Source organism: Bacillus cereus group sp. Bc010 (genome assembly GCF_027716745.1).
In the GTDB taxonomy this organism is placed as follows: domain Bacteria; phylum Bacillota; class Bacilli; order Bacillales; family Bacillaceae_G; genus Bacillus_A; species Bacillus_A pacificus.
Window position 1 is genome coordinate 18231 of record NZ_JAQFUY010000038.1, and the last position, 21654, is coordinate 39884.

Here is a 21654-nt window from a genome sequence, read left to right on the forward strand (position 1 = left end):
GAATTTAGATGCTTTTTTTGTATTTTTAAAGGTGGGCTAAAAAAGTTAGTATAGAAGGGTTTTGCATATATGTATAAATATACAGATAATTCTCTTTCTTTTTAAAATAAAAATAATGAAAAAGTATGTCATATTGAATGCCCATACATTCCCGGAAACATTGATTTTTTTATAAAAAATCAAAAAAACATCAACATATTTGTCGATACATGTTGTATAATCTTGCGTGGGAAGCTATCATATAAATGTATAAAACGTTTACTAATATAAGCGAAGGGAAGAATAGCATGTCACATTCAATCGAACAACTTTCTATCAACACGATTCGCACATTATCCATCGATGCGATTGAAAAAGCAAACTCTGGTCACCCAGGAATGCCAATGGGTGCAGCACCAATGGCTTATACATTATGGACTCAATTTATGAAACACAATCCAAATAACCCAACGTGGTTTAACCGTGATCGTTTCGTATTATCAGCAGGTCATGGTTCAATGTTATTATACAGCCTACTTCACCTATCTGGTTATGATGTAACAATGGATGACTTAAAGAACTTCCGTCAATGGGGAAGCAAAACTCCAGGACATCCTGAGTACGGTCATACACCTGGTGTAGATGCAACTACTGGTCCACTTGGACAAGGTATTTCAACTGCTGTAGGTATGGCAATGGCTGAAAGACATTTAGCTGCTAAATATAACCGTGATGCGTATAATGTAGTAGATCATTATACATACGCTATTTGTGGTGATGGAGATTTAATGGAAGGCGTTTCTGCTGAAGCATCTTCATTAGCTGCTCATTTACAATTAGGTCGCCTTGTTGTGCTTTACGATTCAAACGATATTTCATTAGATGGCGATTTAAATCGTTCATTCTCTGAAAGTGTAGAAGATCGTTACAAAGCATACGGATGGCAAGTAATCCGTGTTGAGGATGGAAACGATATTGAAGCTATCGCAAAAGCAATCGAAGAAGCGAAAGCTGACGAAAAACGCCCAACGCTAATTGAAGTAAGAACGACAATTGGTTTCGGTTCTCCAAACAAATCAGGAAAATCAGCTTCACATGGTTCTCCACTAGGTGTAGAAGAAACAAAATTAACGAAAGAAGCATATGCTTGGACTGCTGAGCAAGACTTCCACGTAGCAGAAGAAGTATACGACAACTTCCGTAAAACAGTACAAGATGTTGGTGAAACTGCGCAAGCAGAGTGGAACACTATGCTAGGTGAATATGCACAAGCATACCCAGAATTAGCAAACGAATTCCAAGCAGCAATGAACGGTCAACTTCCAGAAGGTTGGGAGCAAAACTTACCAACTTATGAATTAGGATCAAAAGCAGCAACTCGTAATTCTTCTGGTGCTGTAATTAATGCAATTGCAGAATCTGTACCATCATTCTTCGGTGGATCAGCTGACCTTGCTGGTTCTAACAAAACATACATGAATAACGAAAAAGACTTTACAAGAGATGATTACAGCGGTAAGAACATTTGGTACGGTGTACGTGAGTTCGCAATGGGTGCAGCAATGAACGGTATTGCACTACATGGTGGTTTAAAAACTTACGGTGGTACGTTCTTCGTATTCTCTGACTACTTACGTCCAGCAATTCGTCTTGCAGCATTAATGCAATTGCCAGTAACGTATGTATTCACACACGACAGTATCGCTGTTGGTGAAGATGGTCCAACACATGAACCAATCGAGCAATTAGCGGCGCTACGTGCAATGCCAAATGTATCTGTTATTCGTCCAGCTGACGGTAACGAGTCTGTTGCGGCTTGGAGATTAGCTCTAGAATCTACAAACAAACCAACTGCTTTAGTATTAACTCGTCAAGATCTTCCAACATTAGAAGGTGCAAAAGACGATACGTATGAAAAAGTAGCAAAAGGTGCATATGTAGTTTCTGCAAGCAAGAAAGAAACAGCTGATGTAATCTTACTTGCAACTGGATCAGAAGTAAGTCTTGCTGTTGAGGCTCAAAAAGCATTAGCAGTAGACGGTGTTGACGCATCTGTTGTCAGCATGCCATCTATGGATCGCTTTGAAGCTCAAACTGCTGAGTACAAAGAATCTGTATTACCAAAAGCAGTAACAAAACGTTTCGCAATCGAAATGGGTGCTACATTCGGATGGCACCGTTACGTAGGTCTTGAAGGAGATGTGTTAGGTATCGATACATTCGGTGCTTCTGCTCCTGGTGAGAAGATTATGGAAGAGTATGGATTTACTGTAGAGAACGTTGTTCGTAAAGTAAAAGAAATGCTTTAATGATTTTAGAAAAATCTCTCCGGCATGGAGAGGTTTTTCTATGTAAATGAGTTTTTTCGACAGAAAAAGTTTTTTCTCTCTCCGCAGTCAGACAATCATTGCAAAATTTCTTCTATATAATGAAGAGAAAAGGTTGTCCAGATTGGGAGGCGAAAGATGAAAACGTATGAATTGTATTTAATTCAAGAGGATATTGCGAAAGCTTACTTTGGTCGTGAATATTTGTTTTTTGATTTATTTGCTCGATTTTCAGAATCTGGGTCCCTTTCGGAGAAAAAAGTGCTATATAAACAAATGATGTATATAACGATGCCATTACAAGTAATGAAAATTCATCATAAATTAGAACAAGCTTTGCGCGTTCTTGGTAAATATGATCGAACACATCATACACATACACTTTATACAGGGGCAGAATATGGCGAAATAATGGTGAAACCACACTATATTCGCATGAATACCTCTGGAAATGTTTCTATGGAAACGACTTTCTTTGAGGTGCTTCGGAAGTGTGAATTAACATTTTTAGCTATGGATTATGAAAATACAAAGTACGGATGGCTGAATCCTCTAAAACAAGTACGAACATATGTGTAAAAAATGTCGAATTGTATCTTGTCTTATTGAAAAGGTTTTAGTACACTGTAAGGTAGACAACATGAAGGAGGAAAATATATGCCAATTTGGTTAGGTATTCTAGTGGGCGTAGTAGCACTAGTAGCAGGCGTGGCGTTAGGATTTTTCATTGCCCGCAAATACATGATGAATTACTTACAAAAAAATCCACCAATTAACGAACAAATGTTAAAAATGATGATGATGCAAATGGGACAAAAACCTTCCCAAAAGAAAATCAATCAAATGATGAGCGCGATGAACAAGCAACAAATGAAATAAGCGCTAAAAGACACTCGCTAAGAGTGTCTTTTCTTTTTGATATAGACAGAGTTTAAAACTTTTAAAAATTCTGTATTTTTGGTAAACTGAAAACATCGCTCATTTTAAGGGAGGAGGAAAAATATGAAAGTATTTATGAATTTAGCGTGGTTTTTTAAACAAGAAAAACGAGCGTACATAACCGGAATTATTTTATTATTTGGCGTCGCACTTTTAGAACTTGTAGCACCAAAAGTGATTGGGATTGTTGTAGATGAAATTAACGATGGAACATTAACGACTGATAAGTTACTAAAATGGGTTGTACTCTTAGTACTCGTAGGTATTACGATGTACATATTACGTTACGTGTGGCGCATTATGATTTTTGGGTCTTCATTAAAGTTAGCTCGCCAATTACGGAAAAATTTGTATGAACATTTTACAAAGATGAGTCCATCTTTCTATCAGTCAAATCGCACAGGTGATTTAATGGCGCACGCGACCAATGATATTCAAGCAATTCAGCAAACTGCTGGGGCGGGTGTTTTAACACTTGTTGATTCATTAGCTGTTGGAGGGTGTGTACTCGTAGCGATGGGTTTTACAATTAGTTGGAAGTTAACATTGTTAAGCTTAATTCCAATGCCGATTGTAGCAATATCGACAAATTATTACGGCACTTTATTACATAAAAGGTTTCATAAAGCACAGCAATCGTTTTCGGAAATCAATGATAAAGTGCAAGAGAGTATGAGTGGGATGAAGGTAATTCGATCGCTTGGACAAGAAAAAGAAGATTTACAAGCGTTCCGAAAAAAATCAGAAGATGTCGTACATAAAAATATGTTAGTTGCACGTATTGATTCGTTATTTGATCCAACAATCGCTCTTATCGTAGGTTTTTCTTTTTTAATTGCAGTATGTTACGGGTCAGTATTAGTTGTGAGAGGTGAATTAACAGTAGGTGATCTCGTTACATTTACGACATATTTAGGTACTCTCGTTTGGCCGATGTTAGCGTTTGGATGGCTGTTTAATATTATGGAGCGTGGGCGTGCTTCGTATGACCGTGTAGAAAAAATCCTCTCACAAAAATCAGATGTAGTAAATAGAGAAAATGCTGTGCATACAATAGCGAGCGGTGATATTTCATTTGCGGTCGATTCGTTTTCGTATAAGAAAAATGAACTGTTACATTTAACGGATATTCACTTTGATTTGAAGAAGGGGGAAACGTTAGGGATTGTAGGACGTACAGGTGCAGGGAAAACGACTTTATTAAAATGTTTAATACGTGAGTATGATCATTTTAATGGTGAGTTAAAAGTTGGGGAGCGGGATATTCGCGATGTAACACTTTACGGTGTCCGTTCTGCCATTTCATACGTGCCGCAAGATCATTTTTTATTTTCAGCAAGTATTGGGGAGAATATTGCCTTTGGAAAGGCGGATGCTACATATAATGAAATTACTCAGGCCGCAGAGATTGCTTGTATTCATAATGATATTCTCCAATTTTCAGAAGGATATGAAACAGTAGTAGGAGAAAGAGGCGTTTCGTTATCTGGAGGTCAAAAACAGAGGATTTCTATTGCGCGTGCTTTATTAACGAATGCTGAAATTTTAATTTTAGATGATTGTTTATCAGCAGTAGATGCAAAAACAGAAGAAACAATTTTAAATGCTTTAAAGAGGGAAAGAGCTGGGAAAACGACAATTATTACTGCTCATCGTTTAAGTGCAATTCAGCATGCCAATCTTATTCTTGTTGTGGATGAAGGTAGAATTGTACAACGAGGTACACATGAACAACTAATGAAAGAACATGGTTGGTATAAAGAAATGTATGAAAGCCAGCAGTTAGAAGCATTAGTCGAGAAAGGAGGCGTATGATGGCTGAGAAAAAACAGAGCGATTTAAGAAGATTACTGTCTTATATGAGGCCATATAAAGGACTGTTAGCATTAGCATTTTTATTTCTAGTTGGTGCAACTGTAACAGAAATGATGGGTCCTTTTTTAATTAAACAATTTCTTGATGAACACTTAGTACCACGTAACTTTGATCAATCAGCACTTGTTACTTTATTTGTAGTGTATATTGTTGCTCACTTATTAAAAGTATTATTTACTTATTTAGACTTGTTATATTTTCAAAATATTGCTTTTAAAATTGTTCAAGATATGCGTGTTGAAGTATATGAGCATGTTCAAAAGTTGTCATTAAGTTTCTTTGATCGTACGCCGATTGGTACGCTCGTATCGCGCATAACGAATGATACAGAAGCAATTAAAGATTTTTATGTCAGTGTATTATCAACATTTGTTAAAAATATCGTATTTTTAGTAGGGATTTTAGTAGCGATGTTTTTATTAAATGTAAAATTAGCGCTATTTTCTCTCGTATTAATTCCGATCATGTTTGCGATTATGGTGCTATATCGCCGGAAAAGTGCAGCTTTTTATTTAGAAGTCCGTAATCAATTAAGTGTGTTAAATGCAAAGTTAAACGAGTCCATTCAAGGGATGAATATTGTTCAAGTGTTCAGACAAGAAAAGCGCATGAGAAAAGAATTTGAAGAAGTGAATAATAAACATTATAGTGCAGGGCGACGTACATTAAAGTTAGATGCATTGCTTTTACGTCCAGCAACTGATTTAGTTCATATTGTAGCTATTGCGTTAGTACTTGGTTTATTTGGAATTGATGCTTTGAAGAGTCCTGTTGAAGTAGGCGTTTTATATGCGTTTGTTAACTATATACATCGTTTTTTCCAGCCTGTAAATGAGATGATGATGAAATTATCATTTTTCCAACAGGCACTGGTTTCATCATCACGTGTATTTCATTTAATGGATGAGAAAGATTTAGCGCCAGTTCAAAAAGGGGATGGAAATCCTCAAGTTATTAATGGAGATATTGAATTTAAAAATGTTACTTTTTCGTACGATGGAAAACGTGATGTTTTAAAAAATGTATCTTTTCACGTGAAACAAGGGCAAACGGTTGCTTTCGTTGGGCACACTGGCAGCGGAAAGAGTACTATTATGAATTTATTACTGAGATTCTATAATATTAATTCCGGAAATATTGTAATAGATGGTGTAGAGTTAGAGAAATTTGAAGAACAAGAAATTAGAAAGAAAATAGGACTTGTATTGCAAGATGCATTTTTATTTGCGGGAAATGTAAAACAAAATATTCGTATGTATAATGAAGAAATTACGGATGAAGAAGTAAAAGAAGCGGCACAATTTGTGCAAGCGAATACGTTTATTGAAAAATTACCAGAGCAGTATGAAACGGAAGTAGTAGAAAGAGGAGCTGCATTTTCTAGTGGTCAACGACAATTAATTGCTTTCGCTAGAACGATAGCAACGAATCCGAAAGTGTTAGTATTAGATGAAGCAACAGCAAATATTGATACAGAAACGGAAGATGCAATCCAAACAGCGTTACAGCAAATGCGAAAAGGACGGACTACGATAGCGATTGCGCACAGATTATCTACCATACAAGATGCAGATCAAATTTTTGTTATGCACGATGGAGAGATAGTAGAAAGAGGGACGCATCAAGAATTACTGATTGAACAAGGATTGTATTATAATATGTATTTACTACAAAATAAAGGAAGTTTACAAAAGGCCTTGTAATTACAAGGCTTTTTTACTTTGGTTATAAAATATGTTTGCTCTTTATGTCTATAGTATAAACGTCGTCACCCTTTAATAAAGTTGTACATATTGTATGTATACGAAATGAAAAAATTGATAGGAGCTTTTATATGCAAGATAGATCTAGTTCAAATATTACGTTTATTGATGTGTCTCATTGGGAAGGGAATATTGATTGGAATGCAGTGAAGGGATCCGGTATTTCAGCGGCGTATGCAAAAGCGACAGAAGGTGTAAATTACATTGATCCTACTTTTACTAAGAATGTACAAGCAGCACGAAATGCGAATGTATTAATCGGTGCATACCATTTTGCACGCCCAGAACAAAATGATGCAATTTCAGAGGCGAAATATTTTGTGAGTATATTACAAAGTAACCACACAGACTTAATGCCAGTTCTGGATTTAGAATCACCAACAGATCCGAGCAACAGTAATTTAACTGGTAGCGCTATATCGAATTGGGCAAGAAGCTTCATAAATTATGTGAAACAGGCTACTGGAAAAGATGTAATGTTATATACAGGAGTTTGGTATATTAATGAGTTCGGAATTAGCGGATTAAGTGATATTCCGCTTTGGATTGCTAGATACTCGAGTACACCGCCTGCTGATGCTGGTGGATGGACAGAGTGGACAGCGTGGCAGTACACAGATTCTGGACAAATTTCAGGCGTAGGAAATTGTGATGTATCAGCTGCAGTTTCATTAGAAGCTTTACAAGGGAATGGAGCAAGTGGTGGAGGTAATGTTTCCCCGCTTAATAATGCAACTCCAGTGTACGGAGTTGTTATAACTAATGGAGATAATGTGAATTTGAGAAGTGGACCATCTTTACAGTCTAGTGTAATTCGCCAATTGAATCGTGGCGAAGCATATGAAGTTTGGGGAGAACAGGGTGGTTGGCTTTGTTTAGGGACAAATCAGTGGGTATATAATGATTCGAGTTATATTCAGTATAAACATTATGTGGCGACTATTACTGGTGATAATGTAAATCTACGTGATGCTCCATCATTAAATGGAAATGTTATAAGACAGTTACATCATGGTGAATTGTATCGAGTATGGAGTAAGCAAGATGGATGGCTTTGCTTAGGGACAAATCAATGGGTATACTACGATTCAAGTTATATTCAGTATGGTGTACAATAGAGTGGAAATAAAAGGTATCTCTTCAGAGGTACCTTTTATTAAAAATATACAGCTTTTACAAGGTTTATATCGAAATCATAGTATACTATAATAGATATATTTATAAAAAATAATTGAAAATGAAATAAAGGAGAAAAAATATGGATTATGTGCTAATAGGTGTAATTTTATTATTATTAGCTGCAGTATTCGTGCTGTTTTATAAAAATAAACAGCTAGAATCAGAGAGCCAGCAAGCGGAATTTGAAAAGAAACAAGCAATTGAAACGTACGAAAATGAAATTGCAGCTACGGTTACAGAACATAAAGAGCAGCAAAATACATTAAAAAATATGGAACAGAAAAAATACAATGATTTACAAATAAGTGCAGCGAGAGAACTTGAAAATATGCGTATGATGAAAAATCAATTAGCTGTGCAACATAGTAAAGAACGCAGTGAAATGCAAGAAAAACATAGTAACGAAATACATATGTTTCAAAAGTTAATTGCAGATTTGCGAGAGTATACGAAAAATGGAGCCGAAGTGAGTACACACGAAACATTACAATATATGAAGCGTGGCTTCGTAGAGCAAGGCATAATACTAGATAATGAATTTCATATAATGCCGAATGTTTTTATGAGGAATCAGCATGGAAGAAATGATTTCCGAATTCATCATCTTGTTTTAAGTAAAACGGGTATGTATGTACTTGAAACGAAAGAATGGACAGGGAAATTAATTCATGGCTTAACGAAAGAAAATGCTAGTACATATTCATTTATGATTGATGAAATTGGCAAGTATCAACAAGAGATAGAGAAAGAAGAGACGTTTGAATATATTACAGGTGAAGATTCATTAACGATACAAGTGAAAAATGAAGGGAACCCAGTATATAGAGCGAAGAAACTATCTCATATTCTATACAATTGTTTGAAAGAAATGCACGTTGATATTGTAAAGGAAAACATAAATCCGATTGTATATTTTTATAATGAGAATGGGAAAGAAGTGCTAGATCTTTCTGAAGAAAAAACGCCGAGATTAAAAGATAGAGAGCAAATTGTATCGTTCTTCAGAAATGAATTCTTAACGGGGAAAGTAATATATACAGGTCAAGAGTTGGAAAAACTTCGAGAAACCATTAATCGAATGAATTATATAATGAATTAAAAAGAGGTGGGCTTTCTGAGTGTTATATTAAGGGGTATTTTGTATGTTTATTAATAGAATGTTAAAAGTAATAGAAAGTAAATAATGAAAAAGCATTCGCGATTGCGAGTGCTTTTTTATTTTTCAATACGTTATGGAAGGGAGAGAAGGGTTTTGAAGGGAATAAGGAATGAAAGCGGAGGTGATGCATATATATAGATGCGTTAAGTTGTTTTTGGCATATTGTATAAATGAAAAGGAGGTAAGACGGTGAAAGCTATACCGACTGATGTCCTGAGTAAAGAATTGATGGAAAGAGAAGGCGTTATATCTATTACAGTAAAGGAATTTGAAAAAATCGAAGTAGCTGGAGTAGTAGTCGCTGGCCCCGCGGTTATTTTGATTAATCAAGATTAAGTACATAGTATTGAAATAAAAAGTATCCTAGATGGATGCTTTTTATTTGTGTAGAAGAAAGAATATGGTGGATAATTGCCTTACTGGAGGGAGAGTATGTGGCAATTATTATAACGATGTTAGTAATGGGGATTTTATTAGGGTTTGTTGGAGCTGGGGGAGCCGGGTTTATTATCGCAATACTCACTTTAGTATTCCATATTCCTATTCACGTTGCACTTGCAACGTCTTTAACTGCTATGGCATTTACGACATTATCTGGGGTTATAAGTCATTATCGTGAAGGAAATGTAGTACTTACTATAGGCGGGATTGTTGGGGGATGTGGAGCGCTTGGTTCTTATATCGGTTCAAAAATTGGTTCACTTATACCAGGACATCTTCTTCATTGGTTTACAGCTGGGATGTTATTTTTATCTGCAATTTTTATGTTTATTAAATTAATTAAGTTTCAAAATAGGGAAGAGTTACTTTTAGCAGAGATTAAAGATTTTTCGAAAGAGAACATAATGAAATGTATATGTCTTGGATTAGTCACTGGAATGATGGCTGGTTCATTCGGGATAGGTTCTGCACCATTTATTCAACTTGGATTAATGTTTCTATTAGGATTAACGATCCAGCAATCTGTAGGAACAACAATGCTGGTTATATTGCCAATTGCGATTGGAGGTGGGCTAGGATATAGTTCAGAAGGCTACCTAGATCATATATTATTATTGCAAGTATTAATTGGGACGATGTTAGGAGCGTATATTGGGGCGAAGTTTACAAATTATGCACCAAGTATGCTTTTGAAGTTTTCAATGATTATGACACCAGTTCTAGCTGGATGCATGTTATTCATGGAATAAAAATAATATAGCAAACTAATATGTTTTACGAATGAATTATGTAAGTAATTCATATTTCCCATATAAAAGGATTTGCTTTAATATAATGAGTGTAAAGTTCGAGTATTCGAAGTACTACTTGAATTATATCCCTATCCCTTTTCTAAAAATGCGAACAAGTTTTGCCCTATTCTATTCAATATTTAATTGTATAGAAATATATTGTTCGATGACCATTATGGAACGTACATAATGGGAAAATCCCGATCCTTAAAGAGAATGCCCCTAATCTTCATGTGAAAATATGATCGGATATGAAAGCTGACCAATTTATGGTCAGCTTTCTTTTTGTTCAAAAACTATTTCTTCTTTAATTTCAGTTTGTAATAATAAAGCTTTTCCGAAACGACGTTTACATTCTGCACGCACTTTTTCAATAGCTAGTAGCTGAGTAGTAGCTGGAACTGTGACGATAGCCTGGCGAGGTTTTCGATTTTCTTCGCAAAAGACACATTCTACAACATATTTAGAAATCATGCTTTCATCCTTCCGTTTTTAATTTCTAAGAAGGAACTGCCTATGAAGTTGATGTAAATTTTCGTCATCGTTTTCCTTTTTTCCTCTTTTTTCAAGGAGAAAAGGAAAAAGGAACCGAATAGTAGTAGGGGAGGGATGTATATGGAAAGATGGATAGGCTGTGCAGCAGTATGTGTAAATGAAAGAAATGAAGTTTTAATGGTATTACAAGGACAAAAGGGTGAAGAAAAAAGGTGGTCCGTCCCAAGTGGAGGACTTGAAAAAGGAGAAACATTAGAGGAATGTTGTATCCGAGAGGTTTGGGAAGAAACAGGCTACAATGTGGAAGTTGTAAGTAAAATATACGAAAAAGAAGCGATTACATATGGGGTTCCTGTATACGTTCATTATTATATCGTAAAAAGAATAGGCGGTAGTATGAAAATCCAAGATCCTGATGAGTTAATACATGAAATTGCTTGGAAGGGGATAGATGAAATGAAGGAATTAACGCTATCTTTCCCGGAGGATTATGAGATTTTAAACAAATACATAAATAAAAAAGCGAGTGTGTAAACACTTGCTTTTTCAATGTATCCACGATAAGAAAAGCGGAACGATAACTAAACTAGCTCCTGCAGTTAAAAGCATAGATAAACTTGCGATCGTTCCCTCTACAGGACCGATTTCGAATGCTTTTGATGTGCCGGTTCCATTTGCGCTCGTTCCTAACATAATACCTTTTGCAATTGCTGTTTTAATACGGCATATACGAATGAGAGAAGGTCCGAGCAATGCTCCTGTTAACGCAGTTAAAACAACAAATACTGCTGTTAATTGTGACATACCACCAATCATTTCTGAAATGGCCATTGCAATTGGTGTCGTTACAATATGAGGTGCTAAACTATGTTCTAACGATGAATCAATTTGAAAATAATTTGCTAGTAGTGCTGAAGTAATAACTGATAGAAACGAACCGACAATGACATTAAGTAAAATAGCCATTCCATGTTTCTTGAGTAAATCAAAGTATTTATAGATTGGCCATGCAAAAGCAACTGTTGCAGGTTTTAATAATTCTGTTAACCATTGGCCTCCAGTTTCATACGTTTCATAAGATGTGTCTAGTCCGAGTAATAAAGCGATTAAAATAATAGGACAGACGAGAAGAGGAGAAAGTAAGCTCCAATTCCAGCGTTTATACATTTTCTTCGATATCCAATATGTGAATAGTGTTAATAGTAAACAAAGAAAACCGATCATTGCACGGATCCTTTCCGCTTTAGTAGCAATTCTGTTAAGAGTCCTGTAACGAGAGTGACACAAAGTGTACTAATCATAATAATTAAGATGAGATCGATTCCATATTGTGATAGTGTATCTTTGTAGCGTATGACAGCGACTGCAGAAGGAATGAAAAATAAAATAAGTTCTTTTAATAAAAAGTCTGCACCGTCCTGTATCCACTCTTTTTTCACTAGGTTAAATTTTAATGAAATTAACAATAAAAAAATACCGATAATACTTCCTGGAACTGGGAGGTGTGCCTGTTTTGCAATCCATTCACCTGTCCAAGCGAAACAAAATAATAGTAAAATTTGTCCGCTTAATTTCCACCATTTCATACAGTAACCACCTCTTTCTTTTTTTACATAAAAATTGTAAAAAAGAATTAACAAATTCTACTATACGTTCATTCAAAAAATTTGTCTAATATATAAATTATATGTTATTAATATATTAGACGTATTAATTGAAATGGAAAAGGGTGTCCAAAATGGAATTACGGCATTTGCAATATTTTGTTGTAGTGGCAGAGGAGTTACACTTTGGACGGGCGGCTGCTCGTTTACAAATGACACAACCACCGCTTAGTCAACAAATTCAGCAATTAGAAAAAGAAATGGGAGTTATGTTATTTTCAAGAACGAAGAGAAAGGTTGAATTAACAGAAGCTGGAGAAATGTTTTTGAAAGAAGTAAAAAAAGCGTTCGAACAAATTGAAAAAGCGGTAGAGATTGCACAAAGTGCCCAAAGGGGAGAAGTGGGCTCACTTTCAATTGGTTTTGTAGGTGCGGCGATATATGATATTTTACCATCTATCGTAAGGGAGTATAGAAAGAAATTTCCGAGGGTGTCTGTTGCATTACATGAATTATCTACTCCAGATCAAGTGCATGCACTTCATGATAATCGTATTGATATTGGATTTTTGCGTCCACCAATCCCAACACAATTATTAGAATTAGAGCCGATACAAAAACTATCGTGTACTTTATGTTTACCGAAGGCTCATCCACTTGCAGAGAAAGATGAAATACATATAGAAGATTTACGAGATGAACCGTTTGTATTTATTACGAGACCAGTATGGCCAGCGTTATACGATACAATTTTATCACTTTGCCGCGACGTCGGGTTTAGTCCGCGTATCGTACAAGAAGCGACGGAATATCAAACAGTTATGGGACTTGTAGCAGCAGGGATTGGAATTACAGTCATACCCGTATCGGCAAATAAATTATATAAAACAGAAGTTGTATATAAAGAACTATATGATTCTAATTTTGTTGCAGAAATGTCAGTAGCTTACAAAAAAATGAATAGCAATCCAGAGCTTTTAGAGTTTTTAAAAATTGCAAGAGAGAAGAAAAGAATAGAAGTTGAGGATGAGATTAATTAAGTTATTAAAAAGTACACCTCGTTAAACACTAAAGCGGAAAGGCAATAGTATTGCCTTTCCGCTTTAGTGTTCTTTTTTTAGTTCTATACTAAAGAGATAAACATGTTCGTTTTTGTGTTCTAGGACTAAAGACTTAGAGGAAATTCCGATTGTAGTGCGATGTTTAAAATGTCATATTTTTATACACTAGTAGTATAGAATGCGTATGTAATAAGGTAGGGGAAGAATTTTATGTCTTTATGTCGGTTAGCGAGAAAAAATATAAGAACATTTGCTGCCAAAAGGATGAAGCAATTTATGTGGATTGCTATGAGTACTATGATTTTGTTTTTTATGATATCGCTACAATTTAATGAAGTAGTTGTTGGGGAATTAGGGACTACACTTTTATTTCAAATGTGTTTTTACACGTTGTTTATCGTAGTCATTTTCATATGTATGTTTATTACATATAAAATGACGTATTCTCTTCTGCAAGTGAGGAAAGAAGAAATTAAATCTTATGTAGCAGAGAATGGGAAGAGAAATGATGTACTATGTTTATTATGTCAGGAGCAATTATTTATTTATGGAGTAGCGTTTGTGTTTGGGTTAGTTAATGGGATGTTATTTTTAAAATTGTTTACGATTATCTGTATGAAAATAGCAGGAATACAAGGGATAGATAGTGCACCGATTACAATATATGCAATCGTAGTCGTTAGTATAATTATGATCGTTATCCTTCTATTATCGATGGTGCAATGTTTTCGATTTGTTCAAAGTTTACAAGATAAAAATTCGTTTCATTTCAAGGAAAAGGCATGAGGAATCATGCCTTTTTCTATTTTACACAGAAAAATAATCATGTTACAGTGTAAAGACCTGACAAAGAATGGGAAGGAAAGGTTGTATAGAATGACAAATGAACAATCAATTGTAAAGGTCGAGCGGTTAACGAAGCGAATCGGTTCAAAGACACTTGTAGAAAATATTAGTTTTGAAGTTAAAAAGGGTGAAGTAGTTGGTTTGCTCGGACCAAATGGCGCTGGAAAAACGACTTTAATGAGAATGATGGTCGGCATGATTCGTATGACAGAGGGCGAAGTTTGGATTGATGGTCAATCTGTAAAACAACAATTTGAAAGTACTGCTTCGAAAATTGGAGCAGTAATTGAGACACCGGAATTTTATCCTTTCTTGAGTGGCTATGAAAATTTAACATATTTCGGACGAATGAATGGGAACGTGACAGAAGAACGTATCGATGAAGTAGTGAAATTGTTAGGAATGGGACAAGTAATTGACCGCAAAGTAAAAGCATATTCACTCGGCATGAGACAACGTTTAGGAATTGCTCAAGCGCTTATTCATGATCCAGATGTATTAATATTAGACGAACCAACGAATGGATTAGATCCTAGTGGAATACATGAAATGAGAATGTACATAAAGAAAATTGCACATGAACAAGGAAAAGCTGTTCTTGTATCTAGTCACTTACTTTCAGAAGTTGAATTAATGTGTGATAGAGTTATCATTATTCAGCACGGAGAATATGTCGCGACGCAAAATATTCAGCATAATCAAAGTGAAGAGATGGAGACAATCCGTATACGCGTAGATGATGCGAATAAAGCGGCAGAAATGTTAGACCAAGATGTTTTAATAAAAGGTAATGATTTACTTATTCATGTAAAAGATGAAGAAATCCCAAATGTTATTCGTACATTGCTTGAGAAAAACATTCAAGTGTATCGTGTATATGAAGAAAGAAAAACGTTAGAAGAGCAATTTTTAGAATTAACAGGGGGAAAAGATATTGTTTAATTTAGTGTATAACGAATTGTATAAAATATTTAAGCGAAAGCGAACGATTATTCCATTTGCAGTTATTGCAGTATTAATAATCGGATTAGGATGGGTTACTGTAAAGTATCTGGAGCCGGAAACAAAAGGATGGAAAGCTGATTATACAGAACGAACTGTAGAAATTGAGAAAAAGCTAGGCATGGAAAAAGAAGCAATTTTAGCGGAACGATCTGGGGATGAGCTTGTAAAGGAATATCAGCTTAAGATGAAGCATTTAGATACAGATACAGCACCGGCAAGTAGTTCTCCACTTTCTTTCATGAGAGATACAGGCTTTATCGTATTTCCAATATTACTTCCGTTTATCCTCGTGTATGCAAGTACAATTTTTGCGAATGAATATAGCTGGGGAACATATAAATTTTTAACGATACGACCAGCGAGTCGCTTTAAAATTTTGACAGCTAAGTTTTTAGCAATTGTCATATTTGCAGCGTTATTGTTTATATTTAATATGATTTTTTCCATTTTATGTGGGCTTGTTATTTATAAATTCCAGCAGCCTGCATGGAGCGAATTTATTTTCCAAGATGGAAATATTATAAAACAAAATATTTTTGTAGAGGCTAGTAAGTATTATATTTTATCGTGGTTGCCAACGATTGTGTATGCAGCGTTTGCATTTATGATTTCTGTGCTAACAAGATCTAGCGGAGGCGCGATTGGTATTTCACTATTTCTCGCTTTATCAGGAAACATCGCATTACTAGCAGCAACTAGATATGATTGGGCGAAATATTTATTGCCAGCAAACACAGATTTATATAGTATTGCAAAGAATGGAAGCTTTATTGATGGAGTAACGTTCCCGTTTGCATCATGTATGCTACTACTTTATTTATTCGTATTTTTAGGGGTTTCTTATACTGTATTTTTAAAACGAGATTTAACTTAAAAGAAAAGCCGTTAAGCACACTCTTAACGGCTTTTCTTTATGTTAATTGTTTAAGCGCTTTTTCGGCTAATAAAGCGAAAAATTTTGCGCTGATAGGCAATGCTTGTTCATCGATAGTGAACGAGGGATGGTGCCATTCATGTGTACCACTCGTTCCCATAAAGACGAATGATCCTGGTATGTGTTGTTGATAAAAAGAGAAATCTTCGCCAGCCATGGAAGGGGTAGGGGTAATCACGTCTAGTGACATTTCCTGTGCAGTTTGTGTACATAAATGAGTAAGACTTTCATCATTATGGACGGCAGGAGGACCTGAATGAAAATGGAATTCTGTTTTTACACCTAGTGCATCAGAAACGCCCTTAATGATACGTTCCATTAAGGCTGGAATTTTTTCGCGTGTTTCAGCTTGGAAAGTACGAACAGTACCTTCTAATATTGCTTTTTCAGGAATAACGTTCCACGTATTTCCTGAATGGATGTTTGTGACGCTAACAACTGCATTATGAGATGAACTTATATTTCGGCTTACAATAGTTTGTAGTGCCATCACAATTTGAGAGGATGCGACAATTGGATCTACCCCAGCATCTGGTACAGCTGCATGTGTACCAACTCCGTGAATTTCAATTTCAAATCGATCAACTCCGGCCATAAGTGGACCATCTTTAATACCGATTGTACCTACTGGTAAATCAGGTTTGTTATGCATACCGAAAATAGCTTGTACGCCATGTAAATGCCCAGCTTCAATAACTTTGCAAGCGCCATTACTACTCTCTTCAGCCGGCTGGAATATAAAGCGAACAGTTCCATTTAGGGAAGGTTCTCTTTCTTTTAATAAATAAGCGGCACCTATAATAGCAGCTGTATGAAAATCATGCCCACAAGCGTGCATTTTTCCATGGATTTTTGAAGCGTAGGATAAATTTGTTTCTTCCTGAATAGGAAGGGCATCAATATCAGCACGGATTGCTATAAGCGGTCCGTTACTATTCCCCGAAATTTCAGCAATAACGCCCGTTTCTAAACTAGAATTGATAATTGTAATGTTTTTTTCTTCTAACCAATTCTTTATAGCTTTCGTCGTTTCGAATTCTTCGTAGGATAATTCTGGATTCTCATGTAAATTTCTACGAATAGAAATAAGTTGATCAGTTAACTGTTCTAGATTTGATGCCACTTATAATGCCCTCTTTCTTAAATAAAGTATTTACTATAAGTATACAATAATAAAAGAGAGGATTCTCAAATGAAAATCCTCTCTCGTTTATGCTGCCAACTTTTTGTGTGTATGATGTTTACGATAACGTCCACGCATTGCATAGGCAATTTGCGGGATTGCAATCCCGATTAAAATAAGTGATACACCGAACCATTGTGAAGATAGTACAGCTTCTTTTAAAACGAATACAGACATAATTGTTGTAACTGGTAGTTCCGCAGCGCCAAGAATAGTCGCTAAGCCAGAACCAATCTTTGGAATACCAATTGTAAAGGCGATAGAAGGAATGACGATACTGAATGTTCCTAAACCTAAACCGTATTTCCAAAGTCCTTCAGAAATTGCACCGTTAAAAATAAATGTTGGAGGGAATACGATCATTACTAAAGTTAAAGCACCAGCCATTAAAAGAACACCGCGTGGTAATGAAGGTACTTCAACAGCAACTTTTCCGCTCACGAAAATGTATGTTGCAAATGTAACAGCAGATAATAGGCCTAATATAATTCCAGTCGTATCGAAATCACCTGCTGATTTTTCTAGTAAACCACTTGATAAAAATGTACCTGCAAGTAAGAAAATAACAGAAATAACTTTTTCTCGTGAAGGTAAAGTTTTTGTTGCGACTGCTTCAATAATAATTCCGACCCAAACGAATTGGAATAAAAGTATAATGGCGATAGATGCTGGTACAGTTTTTAATGAAGCATAATAAAAAATTCCAGTGAAACTTGCAGATGTACCTGCAACGAATAAAATTAAAGCTTGTTTTAATGGAACACGATGTCTAGAAAATAGAAGTGTAATAGCAAGCAAAATAATCCAACCGAACAAATATTGGCTGCCAATTACCTCTCCAAGTGAAAATCCTTCTGCATATGCAAGTTTAACGAAAATAGCTAAAATCCCATAACTACACGCTCCTAATAAAACTAAAAGAGAATAACGAAGCATGAAATAGTCCTCCTATCTATATGAAATAGTTCCGTAACGGACATATATAACTAGAGGGAAGTATACAAAATTAAAAATGAAGGGTCAAATAAAAGAAAAGTGTGACATTTTATAGAATAATAATAAAAGTATGATATTTATGCATAATCTTGAAATTAGTAATAATAGAAGTATTGTAAAATCAAGTTTGTATTGTATAAAGACAGCATTTGAAAAAAATATTTTTTAATCAATATGTATATAAACGTACGAATAACATGCTAATCATTTGAGAAACTATATTACCTTTGTTATGTTAATAACATTAGAGAGGTTTTGTAGTGTAATTGAGATTTTTCTATATAAATAGAAGGAAATGAAAACGTTTTTTTAGAAAAAGTGTGAAAGGGTAGTTTTTCTTATTATCACGTTGGAAAAGTGATTTCACGAATTGTTCATAGTATTTTTATATGTTTTTGCTACAATATGTAAGGAGAGGAGTGGAATAATGCAAGATATTAGTATTTTTTTAGCGTTTGGTGCTGGGTTTTTATCATTTATTTCCCCATGTTGCTTACCGCTTTATCCGGCATTTTTATCGTACATAACAGGTATGTCGGTTTCTGAGTTGAAAGAAGAAAATGCAATGCTTCGCAAAAGAAGTATGATACATACAGCGTTTTTCTTACTTGGATTTTCAATTATATTTATTGCAATTGGATTTGGTACAAGCTTTATCGGGGGCATTTTTACGAATTATAAAGATTTAATTAGACAGTTAGGTGGTATATTTATCATCGTGTTCGGTTTCATTATTGTCGGTGTATTTAAGCCGAAGTTTTTAATGCAAGACCGTAAATTTACATTTAAGAATCGTCCGAGTGGTTATTTTGGATCTGTTCTAATTGGATTGGCATTTGCGGCAGGATGGACACCTTGTACAGGACCTATTTTAGTATCGGTTATTGGATTAGCAGCAACAAATCCAGAATCAGCAATGATTTATATGATCGCATACATACTTGGATTTGCTATCCCGTTCTTTGTACTATCATTCTTTATTACGAAAATGTCTTGGATTAAAAGAAACAGTATGAAGTTCATGAAAATCGGGGGATACATTATGATTATCATGGGTATCTTCTTATATTTTAACTGGATGACAAAAATTATCGTATATTTCTCAAGTTTATTTGGTGGTTTTACGGGTTTTTAGTATTATTCTGTGAAAATGTTGGAAATACTAACGGAAAAGCATATAATGAAAGTATATTTTGCATATAGCCACAAAAAAGGATGAGAAAATATGAACATAGTTGTTTTATCCAGTATCGTTGCTGTTTGTATGGCTGTTGGTGCGATGTTTATTCGTTTAAAAGCAGCTAAGAAACCTGCAACATTGAAAAAAATTATACTTCCACCATTTTTTATGAGTACGGGAGCGTTGATGTATGTTTTTCCTGAATTTCGATTAACTCCAGCAGAAATGTTAGAAGCAATTGGCGTCGGTTTGTTTTTCTCTATTTTTCTTATTAAAACATCTAAATTTGAGATTAGAGGACAAGAGATTTATTTGAAGCGTTCCAAAGCATTTGTTTTTATATTAATTGGATTACTTGTCGTGCGGATTGTATTTAAAACATACTTAAGCCAATCTCTTGATTTAGGACAACTTAGTGGTATGTTCTTCTTACTGGCATTTGCGATGATTGTGTCATGGAGAATTGCAATGTACCGTTCCTTTACGAAATTACAGAAGGAAATGGAAAAAGAAGATGGTTTTTATAATGAAAAAGATATGAAATTAACTTAAAAACTGTATATGTATAAAATAAAAAGACAGCGTCAAAGGCGCTGTCTTTTTATTTTATATTGCTAACATCTTCTATTCCAACCGCGCCGGATAAAACGTTCCCCATTAAAGAAACAATTTAAATTTGGTGAGACGAACGGACCGATAAACGGAATAATGTTTGGCTCTGAAGTTTCATCAACGGAAATCGGTGGTTTAGTAGGATCTGGTCTGAGTGTATAGCGAATGCGGGCGGTATTTCGAATGAGACCATTTCGTGGCTCTGCTGTTACTTGAACGATAAAACGAACAACAACGGATTCACTTGGATTAACAGTATTGATAAGAATACCGATAGTTGGGTTAGTTCCAGGACGTGCTACTCCATTTACAGTTACTGAATTTGGATAGAAAGTAACTTCAGGAGGAAGTGGGTCGGTAATGAGTACGTTATTTACTGGGATGGTGCCATTGTTAGTAAAGGTAAGTGTATATGTGATGAAATCACCGAGATGGGCGCTATTTACATTTGCGGTCTTAATAAATGTGTTTGGCTCATTAGGGTTTACTTCTATCGTAATTGGTGGTGTTGTAGTCGTTGTTGTGATAGGTGGTCTAGTCGGGTCGGGTTGAGAAGTATACGTAATGGATGCGATATTTGTAATCATTCTATTAGCTGGAAGTGTAATAACCTGTACTTGGAATGAAATAGTTACGGATGCTGTTGGATTAAGAGTTCCGACTGGAATGCCTGTGGATGGATTTGCGTTTGGAACGGGAATGTTATTAATTGTGACACTATTTGGAACGAATGATGTGCCGACAGGAAGTGAGTCTGTAACAGAAATGTCAGTGACAGGAATCGTACCTTCATTTTGGAATGTGATAGTAAATGTAATCGTATCACCTACTGAAACGATGGATTTATCAGCGGTTTTTATCGGATTAATAGTCCCAACGTTTACAGGAGTAATTGTAGTAGGTGTAGGCGTAGTAACGGATACAGGTGGTTTAGTAGGATCGGGTTGGTACTGGAAGGAAACGTTACCTTGGTTTTGAATTTCTCCGCTTGGTGGAATTGAAGTAACTAGGACACGGAAAGAAATCGTTGCGGATTCAGAAGGAGCAAGTGTTGAAATTGGGATGCCTGCTGATGGATTTGCAGTTGGTTGCGGCACGTTGTTAATTGTTACACTATTTTGGATGAACGAAGTACCGATAGGAATTGTATCAGTTACAAGTATATGATTAGCAGGAATGGTACCTGTATTTTGGAGAGAAATCGTATACGGTGCGAGACGTTCTCGAGTAAGTAATGCGGGAGCATAGGCGACAACGAGGACTATTCTTAATTGTAGAAACATCG

22 protein-coding genes and 1 pseudogene are annotated in these 21654 nt (G+C 35.4%); 17 read left to right on the forward strand and 6 right to left on the reverse strand.

What is annotated here, in order from left to right; translation table 11 throughout:
• Positions 1-287 precede the first annotated feature (287 nt).
• The 9 genes from tkt (at position 288) to PDQ68_RS24955 (ending at position 10411) form a co-directional block, all read left to right on the forward strand.
• Complete coding sequence (gene tkt, locus PDQ68_RS24915; RefSeq protein WP_000019785.1) at positions 288-2288, forward strand: transketolase; 2001 nt, start codon at positions 288-290, stop codon at positions 2286-2288.
• A 156-nt stretch (positions 2289-2444) separates the two neighbouring features.
• Positions 2445-2885 carry a sporulation inhibitor of replication protein SirA gene (gene sirA, locus PDQ68_RS24920; protein ID WP_000860645.1) on the forward strand — a complete coding sequence of 147 codons (441 nt, stop codon included), beginning with the start codon at positions 2445-2447 and terminating at the stop codon, positions 2883-2885.
• A gap of 78 nt (positions 2886-2963) precedes the next feature.
• On the forward strand, positions 2964-3185 hold the full coding sequence (locus PDQ68_RS24925; protein ID WP_001123317.1) for a YneF family protein: 222 nt from the start codon (positions 2964-2966) through the stop codon (positions 3183-3185).
• Between the two features lie 123 nt (positions 3186-3308).
• Positions 3309-5060 carry an ABC transporter ATP-binding protein gene (locus tag PDQ68_RS24930; RefSeq protein ID WP_061182997.1) on the forward strand — a complete coding sequence of 584 codons (1752 nt, stop codon included), beginning with the start codon at positions 3309-3311 and terminating at the stop codon, positions 5058-5060.
• On the forward strand, positions 5060-6823 hold the full coding sequence (locus PDQ68_RS24935) for an ABC transporter ATP-binding protein (protein WP_061182998.1): 1764 nt from the start codon (positions 5060-5062) through the stop codon (positions 6821-6823). Before PDQ68_RS24930 ends, PDQ68_RS24935 begins: the two co-directional genes overlap by 1 nt.
• Positions 6824-6954: 131 nt before the next feature.
• Positions 6955-8001, forward strand: coding sequence for a GH25 family lysozyme (locus PDQ68_RS24940; RefSeq protein ID WP_061182999.1), 1047 nt, complete (start codon positions 6955-6957; stop codon positions 7999-8001).
• 140 nt (positions 8002-8141) lie between these two features.
• Complete coding sequence (locus PDQ68_RS24945) at positions 8142-9161, forward strand: nuclease-related domain-containing protein (protein ID WP_061183000.1); 1020 nt, start codon at positions 8142-8144, stop codon at positions 9159-9161.
• A gap of 249 nt (positions 9162-9410) precedes the next feature.
• Positions 9411-9557 carry a BC1881 family protein gene (locus PDQ68_RS24950; RefSeq protein WP_000644411.1) on the forward strand — a complete coding sequence of 49 codons (147 nt, stop codon included), beginning with the start codon at positions 9411-9413 and terminating at the stop codon, positions 9555-9557.
• 98 nt (positions 9558-9655) lie between these two features.
• The gene (locus PDQ68_RS24955) at positions 9656-10411 is read left to right on the forward strand and encodes a sulfite exporter TauE/SafE family protein (protein WP_000974645.1); all 756 of its coding nucleotides are present in this window, start codon (positions 9656-9658) and stop codon (positions 10409-10411) included.
• Positions 10412-10726: 315 nt separating this feature from the next.
• On the opposite strand, the gene PDQ68_RS24960 is transcribed toward PDQ68_RS24955, so the two are convergent.
• Entirely contained in the window at positions 10727-10927 is a 201-nt protein-coding gene (locus PDQ68_RS24960) for a DUF3903 domain-containing protein (RefSeq protein WP_000624205.1), read from the reverse strand.
• A 141-nt stretch (positions 10928-11068) separates the two neighbouring features.
• Between PDQ68_RS24960 and PDQ68_RS24965 the strand changes: the two genes are divergently transcribed.
• Positions 11069-11482: an NUDIX hydrolase gene (locus tag PDQ68_RS24965; protein ID WP_016718256.1), complete on the forward strand. Its 414-nt coding sequence runs from the start codon at positions 11069-11071 to the stop codon at positions 11480-11482.
• Positions 11483-11494: 12 nt separating this feature from the next.
• Here PDQ68_RS24965 and PDQ68_RS24970 read toward each other — a convergent pair whose 3' ends face one another.
• On the reverse strand, positions 11495-12172 hold the full coding sequence (locus tag PDQ68_RS24970) for an LrgB family protein (RefSeq protein WP_000578951.1): 678 nt from the start codon (positions 12170-12172) through the stop codon (positions 11495-11497).
• Positions 12169-12534, reverse strand: coding sequence for a CidA/LrgA family holin-like protein (locus PDQ68_RS24975; RefSeq protein WP_000872364.1), 366 nt, complete (start codon positions 12532-12534; stop codon positions 12169-12171). Before PDQ68_RS24975 ends, PDQ68_RS24970 begins: the two co-directional genes overlap by 4 nt.
• Positions 12535-12686: 152 nt before the next feature.
• Here PDQ68_RS24975 and alsR point away from each other — a divergent pair, with 152 nt between their 5' ends.
• From alsR to PDQ68_RS24995, 4 genes are all read left to right on the forward strand, one after another.
• Positions 12687-13592, forward strand: a complete 906-nt coding sequence (gene alsR / locus PDQ68_RS24980; protein WP_000423223.1) for an acetoin biosynthesis transcriptional regulator AlsR — start codon at positions 12687-12689, stop codon at positions 13590-13592.
• A gap of 231 nt (positions 13593-13823) precedes the next feature.
• Entirely contained in the window at positions 13824-14399 is a 576-nt protein-coding gene (locus tag PDQ68_RS24985) for an FtsX-like permease family protein (RefSeq protein ID WP_061183001.1), read from the forward strand.
• 90 nt (positions 14400-14489) lie between these two features.
• Positions 14490-15401 carry an ABC transporter ATP-binding protein gene (locus tag PDQ68_RS24990; RefSeq protein ID WP_000180642.1) on the forward strand — a complete coding sequence of 304 codons (912 nt, stop codon included), beginning with the start codon at positions 14490-14492 and terminating at the stop codon, positions 15399-15401.
• Positions 15394-16338, forward strand: a complete 945-nt coding sequence (locus PDQ68_RS24995; protein WP_000482765.1) for an ABC transporter permease — start codon at positions 15394-15396, stop codon at positions 16336-16338. The genes PDQ68_RS24990 and PDQ68_RS24995 overlap by 8 nt, the downstream gene beginning before the upstream one ends.
• A gap of 37 nt (positions 16339-16375) precedes the next feature.
• Here PDQ68_RS24995 and PDQ68_RS25000 read toward each other — a convergent pair whose 3' ends face one another.
• Together PDQ68_RS25000 and PDQ68_RS25005 are read right to left on the reverse strand one after the other, a co-directional pair.
• The gene (locus tag PDQ68_RS25000; protein WP_000157891.1) at positions 16376-17521 is read right to left on the reverse strand and encodes a M20 peptidase aminoacylase family protein; all 1146 of its coding nucleotides are present in this window, start codon (positions 17519-17521) and stop codon (positions 16376-16378) included.
• Between the two features lie 87 nt (positions 17522-17608).
• Entirely contained in the window at positions 17609-18517 is a 909-nt protein-coding gene (locus PDQ68_RS25005) for an EamA family transporter (protein ID WP_000947030.1), read from the reverse strand.
• Positions 18518-18843: 326 nt separating this feature from the next.
• On the opposite strand from PDQ68_RS25005, the pseudogene PDQ68_RS28920 reads away from it, so the two are divergent.
• The 3 genes and pseudogenes from PDQ68_RS28920 to PDQ68_RS25015 all read left to right on the forward strand — a co-directional run bounded on the left by PDQ68_RS28920 (position 18844) and on the right by PDQ68_RS25015 (position 20309).
• Positions 18844-18988 (forward strand): annotated as a pseudogene (locus PDQ68_RS28920) (peptidase T).
• 16 nt (positions 18989-19004) lie between these two features.
• Positions 19005-19712 (forward strand): cytochrome c-type biogenesis protein CcdA, encoded by a 708-nt coding sequence (gene ccdA, locus PDQ68_RS25010; protein WP_016718254.1) that lies wholly within the window; start codon positions 19005-19007, stop codon positions 19710-19712.
• 90 nt (positions 19713-19802) lie between these two features.
• A complete protein-coding gene (locus PDQ68_RS25015) occupies positions 19803-20309 on the forward strand; it encodes a CcdC family protein (RefSeq protein WP_001028639.1) in 507 nt (168 codons plus the stop codon).
• 62 nt (positions 20310-20371) lie between these two features.
• Here PDQ68_RS25015 and PDQ68_RS25020 read toward each other — a convergent pair.
• Positions 20372-21654, reverse strand: a 1283-nt coding sequence (locus PDQ68_RS25020; protein WP_071713376.1) for a DUF11 domain-containing protein, incomplete at its 5' end; no start/stop codon positions are given.